This window comes from Neisseria sp. P0018.S001, assembly GCF_051957355.1.
GTDB lineage: Bacteria > Pseudomonadota > Gammaproteobacteria > Burkholderiales > Neisseriaceae > Neisseria > Neisseria subflava_A.
Window position 1 is genome coordinate 56,739 of record NZ_JBQCWN010000013.1, and the last position, 6,414, is coordinate 63,152.

At 49.7% G+C, this 6,414-nt stretch carries 7 protein-coding genes; 4 read left to right on the forward strand and 3 right to left on the reverse strand.

What is annotated here, in order from left to right; genetic code table 11:
* Nucleotides 1-14: 14 nt before the first annotated feature.
* The gene (gene gloB / locus ACTHTJ_RS09145; RefSeq protein ID WP_070583951.1) at nt 15-764 is read left to right on the forward strand and encodes a hydroxyacylglutathione hydrolase; all 750 of its coding nucleotides are present in this window, start codon (nt 15-17) and stop codon (nt 762-764) included.
* A 71-nt stretch (nt 765-835) separates the two neighbouring features.
* Here gloB and guaA read toward each other — a convergent pair whose 3' ends face one another.
* From guaA to dut, 3 genes are all read right to left on the reverse strand, one after another.
* The gene (guaA, locus tag ACTHTJ_RS09150; protein WP_003686344.1) at nt 836-2,401 is read right to left on the reverse strand and encodes a glutamine-hydrolyzing GMP synthase; all 1,566 of its coding nucleotides are present in this window, start codon (nt 2,399-2,401) and stop codon (nt 836-838) included.
* A gap of 148 nt (nt 2,402-2,549) precedes the next feature.
* The gene (locus ACTHTJ_RS09155; RefSeq protein ID WP_004464437.1) at nt 2,550-2,876 is read right to left on the reverse strand and encodes a hypothetical protein; all 327 of its coding nucleotides are present in this window, start codon (nt 2,874-2,876) and stop codon (nt 2,550-2,552) included.
* A 187-nt stretch (nt 2,877-3,063) separates the two neighbouring features.
* Complete coding sequence (dut, locus tag ACTHTJ_RS09160) at nt 3,064-3,516, reverse strand: dUTP diphosphatase (RefSeq protein ID WP_070583952.1); 453 nt, start codon at nt 3,514-3,516, stop codon at nt 3,064-3,066.
* Nucleotides 3,517-3,627: 111 nt separating this feature from the next.
* On the opposite strand from dut, the gene pdxH reads away from it, so the two are divergent.
* The 3 genes from pdxH (at nt 3,628) to ACTHTJ_RS09175 (ending at nt 6,261) form a co-directional block, all read left to right on the forward strand.
* Nucleotides 3,628-4,260: a pyridoxamine 5'-phosphate oxidase gene (pdxH, locus tag ACTHTJ_RS09165; RefSeq protein ID WP_003686383.1), complete on the forward strand. Its 633-nt coding sequence runs from the start codon at nt 3,628-3,630 to the stop codon at nt 4,258-4,260.
* 159 nt (nt 4,261-4,419) lie between these two features.
* Nucleotides 4,420-5,478 carry a pseudouridine synthase gene (locus ACTHTJ_RS09170; protein WP_070583954.1) on the forward strand — a complete coding sequence of 353 codons (1,059 nt, stop codon included), beginning with the start codon at nt 4,420-4,422 and terminating at the stop codon, nt 5,476-5,478.
* A gap of 369 nt (nt 5,479-5,847) precedes the next feature.
* Complete coding sequence (locus ACTHTJ_RS09175) at nt 5,848-6,261, forward strand: hypothetical protein (protein WP_070583956.1); 414 nt, start codon at nt 5,848-5,850, stop codon at nt 6,259-6,261.
* Nucleotides 6,262-6,414: the final 153 nt, after the last annotated feature.

A 6,414-nucleotide genomic window follows, 5' to 3' on the forward strand; every position in this document is an offset into this window, starting at 1 on the left:
CCAGAAGAAAGCATATGAAAATCACGCCAATCCAAGCCCTAAACGACAACTACATCTGGATGATTCAAGAAGGCAACCATGCCGCCTGCGTCGATCCGTCCGATGCCACGCCCGTTTTGAAATTCCTCGTCCACAACCGCCTGATGCTGGCGCAAACATGGATTACCCATCCGCACCCCGACCATACCGGCGGCGCAAAAAGCCTGTTCCACGGCTTTTTGGAATCCCCAATCTATGGCGAAAGCGACATCGACGTAGCAACGCATACCGTCACCGCAGGTACGCAGTTCCCGTTTGGCGAAGGCTTGGTTACCGTTTGGGCAACCCCCGGCCATACCGACCGCCACATCAGCTATCTGCTGGAAAACTCAGACGGCCTGCACGTTTTCTGCGGTGATACCTTGTTCTCCGCTGGTTGCGGCCGCGTATTTACCGGCACAATCGAGCAGCTTTACGACAGCTTCCACCGATTCAACCAGCTGCCCGAAGAAACGCTGTTTTATCCGGCGCACGAATATACAGCCTCCAATCTGCGCTTCGCCCTGCATATCGAGCCGGACAACGCCGACATTCAGACGGCCTTGACCGCAGCCAAACACACGCCGACATTACCTGTCAGCCTGGCGCACGAACGCAAAGTCAACCCGTTTTTCCGCATACACCTGCCCAAAGTTCAGGTACGCGCCGAAGAATTGAGCGGACGAAAATTAAACAGCGAACTCGAAGTCTTCGCTGCTTTGCGTGAATTGAAAAATCAATTTTAATTGGGCTTAGTCCCTAAAAAATAAAGGCCGTCTGAACAATATCTGTTCAGACGGCCTTTATTTTTTAGGGATTATTCCCATTCAATCGTGGCAGGCGGTTTGCCGCTTACATCGTAAACCACGCGGTTGATGCCTTTGACTTCGTTGATGATGCGGTTGGACACACGGCCAAGCAGCGAGTAAGGCAACTCAGCCCAGTGCGCAGTCATAAAGTCGCTGGTAATCACGGCACGCAAGGCAACGACGTAATCGTAAGTACGGCCGTCGCCCATTACGCCGACGGATTTCACAGGCAGGAATACGGCAAAGGCTTGGCTGGTCAGGTCATACCAAGATGTGCCGTTTTCATCGGTAGTATTGCGCAATTCTTGAATGAAAATATCGTCTGCCTGACGGAGCAAGTCGGCGTATTCTTTTTTCACTTCGCCCAAGATACGCACACCCAAACCCGGGCCCGGGAACGGATGACGGTATACCATTTCGCGCGGCAGACCCAAAGCAACGCCCAATTCGCGCACTTCGTCCTTGAACAAGTCGCGCAATGGTTCAAGCAATTTGAGCTTCATGTTTTCAGGCAGGCCGCCGACGTTGTGGTGGGATTTGATGGCATGGGCTTTTTTGGTTTTTGCACCCGCAGATTCGATTACGTCAGGGTAAATCGTACCTTGCGCCAACCATTTGGCGTTGGTGAGTTTTTTCTCCTCAGCGTCAAAGACTTCGATAAATTCCGCACCGATGATTTTGCGTTTTTTCTCCGGATCGGTCACGCCGGCAAGTTTCGCCAAAAACTGCTCTTCGGCATCAACGTGAATCACGCGTACGCCCAAGTTGCGGGCAAACATATCCATCACCATTTTGCCTTCGTTCAGACGCAACAGACCGTGGTCAACAAACACGCAGGTCAGTTGGTCGCCGATGGCGCGGTGAATCAGCGCGGCCGCTACGGAAGAGTCCACGCCGCCGGACAAACCTAAAATCACTTCGTCGCTGCCGACTTGTTCGCGGATTTTGGCGACGGCTTCTTCGATGTAGTTCGGCATGGTCCAGCTTGGTTGTGCGCCGCAAATATCCAAGACAAAGCGGTTTAACAACGCGCGGCCTTGTTTGGTGTGGGTCACTTCAGGGTGGAATTGGATGCCGTAGAATTGTTTCTCAGCGTTTTCCATCATGGCAATCGGGCAAGACGGGGTGTCGCCAATAACAGAGAAGCCGGTAGGCAGTTTGGAAACTTTATCGCCATGGCTCATCCAGACGTCGAGCGTATTAGGCGCATCGTCTTGAATGCCGCGTGTCAGCTCGCTGTCGATGGTTTTCACTTGCGCATAACCGAATTCGCGTTGGTTGCCCGGGCTAACTTCGCCGCCCAAGTGGTGCGCCATAAATTGCATGCCGTAGCAGATGCCCAAAACCGGAATGCCCAAATCAAAAATACCGGTATCGGCTTGATAATCGGATTCGTAAACGGAATTAGGGCCGCCGGAGAGGATGATGCCTTTCGGGTTGAAAGCTTTGATTTCTTCCAAAGGCATATCGAAAGAATGCAGTTCGCAGTAAACGTGGGCTTCGCGCACGCGGCGGGCGATCAGCTGGGTAACTTGCGAGCCGAAGTCGAGAATAAGGATTTTGTCTTGGGTCATGGCGGAAACTTTGCAAAATGTAAGAAAACGGTGCGACCGAGAGGGTAAATTTCAAATTTAAACCACAATAAAAAAGGCCGTCTGAATCGGCGGATTATACCATTGTTCAGACGGCCTTTATAGGGCAAAACCCAAATCTCTCATCTTTCTATTTTGTGTGTTTCTCAGGAATCATATCGCTGCGCGAGAGCAACAGCAGGCAACCCAACACGACCATGCCGATAGCTAATAACGGCGAGAGGTAAATCCAGTAGCTCATGTGCAGATAAATGGCTGTACCGATATAAACCAACATCGGGCCGGAAACGATAGACTGTTTGTTGATGCCGTCCATAATCAATACGGCAAGGCCCAAAATAATTAATGCGCCGGCAATCATTGTCGATGTCGCAGGCAAAATATCCGTAGCGCGTAAAAACCAAATCGCACCAAAGATAATCAAAAACAAAGGCAGAAAAAGTGAGGGGCGGGACATAACAACGCTCCGTAAAGGTTTCAGACGGCCTGTATTATTGGGTGCGTCGGCCATGCAGGCAAGATATAAAAATGCAATCTTGTGTGTAATTATGCAAAGGTTGTCTCAACCAAAAGGCCGTCTGAACTGCGGTAAACCGAAATCAAATATTTCAATTTTCCCTGTTTTCAGACGGCCTTTCAAATCATCAGGCTTTGCCGGTGCTGCCGAATCCGCCTTCACCGCGCTCGCTGGCGGCAAACTCGTCCACGACTTTAAACGCGGCTTGGACAACCGGCACAATCACCATTTGCGCGATACGCTCCATCGGCTCGATGATAAACGCTTCTTTACCACGGTTCCACAATGAAACCTTCAATTCGCCTTGATAATCCGAGTCAATCAAACCGACCAAGTTACCCAAAACAATACCGTGTTTATGGCCCAAACCGGAACGCGGCAACAAAACGGCTGCATACGCAGGGTTGGCCAAATGCACCGCCAAACCGGTTGGAACGAGATATACATCACCCGGTTGCAACACAACAGCCTCATCCAGGCAGGCACGTAAGTCCAAACCGGCAGAACCGGGCGTTGCATAAGCAGGCAGGGAATCGGCCATTTTAGGATTTAAGATTTTCAGTTCGACTTCGGTTTGCATGACAGGACTCCGTATTGTTCTAAATTAGAAAGGGCTACGATTATACACAAATGCCCTTGAGGCCGTCTGAAAAAACGGAGTATGATTCAGTCAGACCTAAGGAGAAAAATCATGGATCTGCACAATATCCGCGAAGATTACAGCAAACGCGAGCTGTCGGAAGCCGAATGCCACGCCGACCCGATTGTCCAATTCGAGCAATGGCTGAACGAAGCGATTCACGCCGAAGTCAACGAACCGACCGCGGTCAACGTCGCCGCCGTGGGCGAAGACGGCAGGCCCAACAGCCGCATGGTACTGCTGAAAGAAGTCAACCCCAAAGGCTTTGTTTTCTTTACCAATTACCACAGCCGCAAAGGCCGCTCCTATACGGCACACCCTTTTGCCGCCATGACTTTTTTTTGGCCGGAACTCGAACGCCAAGTACGTGTTGAAGGACGCATTGAAAAACTCGACGCCGCCGCTTCGGACGAATATTTTGAAAGCCGCCCGTATACCAGCCGTATCGGCGCATGGGCAAGCGCGCAAAGCGAAGTGATTTCAAGTAAAGCCGTATTGGTGGCCAAAGCCGCGGCCGTCGGTGTCAAACACCCCCTGCATGTTCCACGCCCACCGCATTGGGGCGGATACCTCGTTATTCCCGACCGTATCGAATTCTGGCAAGGCCGCCCCAGCCGCCTGCACGACCGCATCCAATACCGCCTAGTTGACGGCAACTGGATACGCGAACGCCTTTCGCCATAATTTTCGGATTTTCAAACAAAAATTTACTGGTTGAGTTACAATACGGCCTTTCATCGGCAGGCCGTCTGAATCTGATTTTCAGACGGCCTTTTCCCCCAATCCAACCCCTGCCGCAAATGCCGCAGAAGAACCGCTTTTTCAAGCGAGTTAGGAAAAATCATGTCCAAACAGCCTTCCAGCAAACGCCAATGGCGCGACGGCGTATCGTCTACCGCCAAAAAACCTTCCAAACCGGCCAAATCCTTTGCCAATAAAAAACGTCCCGACGACGAACGCAAAACATCAGGCAAACCTTACAACCAAAAAGTTTCAGACGGCCCCAAAGCTCAAAATACCGCGCCAAAACAACGTGCCGCCAAAGCCAAAAAACTGGTTGTCCGCAATCCAAACCAAAAAATCATGGAGCACGCCCGCGATTTGAAAGAACGCCGCAGCGACCTTTCACGCTTTGAACCCGAGCGCCTGCAAAAAGTCCTGGCCGCTTCCGGCGTCGGTTCACGTCGCGAAATGGAAGAATGGATCAGCAACGGCTGGGTAACGGTCAACGGACGCGTAGCCCAACTGGGTGAAAAAGTCACGCCCGACGATCATGTTACCGTCAAAGGCAGCATCATCAAACTCAAATGGGCAGACCGCCTGCCACGCATCATCCTCTACTACAAACAAGAAGGCGAAATCGTTTCCCGCGACGACCCGCAAGGCCGCGTCAGTATTTTCGACCGCCTGCCGCAAGCAGCCAGCAGCCGCTGGGTGGCCATCGGCCGTTTGGACATCAATACCAGCGGCCTCTTGATCCTGACCACTTCAGGTGAACTGGTTCAACGCTTTGCCCACCCCAGCTTTGAAGTCGAACGCGAATACGCCGTACGCGTATTGGGCGAGTTGACCACCGAACAAATGCGCGTCCTAACCGAAGAAGGCGTGATGCTCGAAGACGGTCTAGCAAAAGTAGAACGTATCTACGAACAAGGCGGCGAAGGCGCAAACAAATGGTACAACGTCGTCATCAAAGAAGGCCGCAACCGCGAAGTACGCCGCATTTTTGAAAGCCAAGGCCTGACCGTCAGCCGGCTCGTCCGCGTAGGCTTCGGCCCCATCGGCCTGCCAAACCGCCTCAAACGCGGCCAGTTCTACGAACTCAATCCGGCAGAAGTCGCCAACATCATCAAATGGGCAAATATGCTGCTGCCTGGCGAACGTCGACGGAAGAAAAGTTAATGTAAGATAAATCGGGGCTGAGACTTTTGCAAAATCGTCTCAGCCTTATAACATCTTGCTTTAGTCATAAAAATCAAAAGAATTAAAACACTTAATACTCAACTCTCTTAGCACAAAACATATCATTACAAATTTAATCCATTTATTTTAACTATTTGAACTATTTATAGTTTTTCTACTTAATTATTAAATATAAGTAAAACCACTCCAACCTCCACAAGGCTGTACTCAATGATAGCCTATCCCTTCATCTCAACTAATCGGTATATCAACTGCTTCCAATACACCCAAATTTCTAAATGCTTTGGCATAAATTTCTTATTTATAAGATAATGCTATTTCTTTAATCATTATAAAAAAGGGGAAACTATGTTTGATTTTATAAAGCGGAAATTTCGTGAAGCCATCATTGACCCGATTTCCGACAGTGTTCGAGAAAAACAGGAACAATTGGCAGAAACGGCTTCTGAATATGCGGCACCAAGCGTTTTCTACCTACTCTTCGCCATTACAGGAGCAGTAGCCGTCATTTTGGTTTTACTTAGCCTTTCACTCTATATAGGCCAGCTTTTGGGCAGCTACCTATACGGACTATTTATCTTTACCTCATTTTTTATCTTATTGTTTTTATTTGTATGGGCCATGCGTTCTCGTATTGAAACAGCCGTTAAAAAAACCGTATATGAGCTTTTAAAACCATCAACAGATGCCGATGTTACGATTCCTTTGGTGGAGGCGGAAGTTTTAGAAGAAACGGAAGTCAAACGTTTGGAAAAACATTAAAATTTTAAAAGGCCATCTGAAAAACATTCAGACGGCCTGAGACCTTTGCAAAATCCCCTAAAATCCCCTAAATTCCTACTAAGACATTTAGGGGATTTTCCATGAGCACCTTCTTTCAGCAAACCGCCCAAGCCATGATCGCCAAACACATCG